Below are 560 nucleotides of genomic sequence, written 5' to 3'. Positions count from 1 at the left end.
CGGCCGGGACCGGTCTGGTCGCCGATGGCAGCCTCCTTCTTCTTGACCCGCACCGAGCTCGGCGCGAAGGCGATCTGATCCGGGCCCGTCTCGCCGGTCTGCTTCAGGCCGTGGGACTTCTGCCAGCGCTTGAGGGCCCTTGCCGTACCGGAGGTGAAGGTGTCGTCCACGCTCAGGTCGGCTCCGTAGCCGAGGTCACGGAGGTTCTGCTTCAGCTGCCGGACGTCCGGCCCCTTGTCCCCGGCCTTCAGCTTCCGATACATGGGCCGCTCGCCGTACAGCAGCCAGACCTTGCCGCCGTCGGCCTCGAAGAGCGCCTCGTTCTGCTTGATCACCGCACCGGTGTCCGGGAGCCAGGTGACCGTCCCCTGCGCTCCGCCGTTGAGCTTGCGCTCCTTGGCGTAACCGAGGGTTCCGTCGACCTGCGTGCGGCTGCTCAGGTCCTGCCGCTTGATCGCGTCGGTCTTCTGCGGCAGCCCGTCCGTGTGCCGCTCCTGGCCCTTGCCGTCGTCATCGCTGACCGAGACAACCGCTGCCCCGCCCACCAGCGCGCTCGCCAC

The 560-nt window shown here is 69.1% G+C and carries 1 protein-coding gene; it reads right to left on the bottom strand.

Going from position 1 to position 560, the window contains the following annotated elements:
- The coding region (locus tag ACLJT4_RS42535; RefSeq protein WP_411130535.1) for a peptidoglycan-binding domain-containing protein at positions 1-560 on the bottom strand (560 nt) is incomplete at both ends.

The organism is Streptomyces sp. x-19 (assembly GCF_046549115.1).
Classification (GTDB): Bacteria; Actinomycetota; Actinomycetes; order Streptomycetales; family Streptomycetaceae; genus Streptomyces; species Streptomyces albulus_C.
The sequence above is the reverse complement of the archived record's forward strand: the minus strand, read 5'-3'. Positions and strand labels throughout refer to the sequence as shown.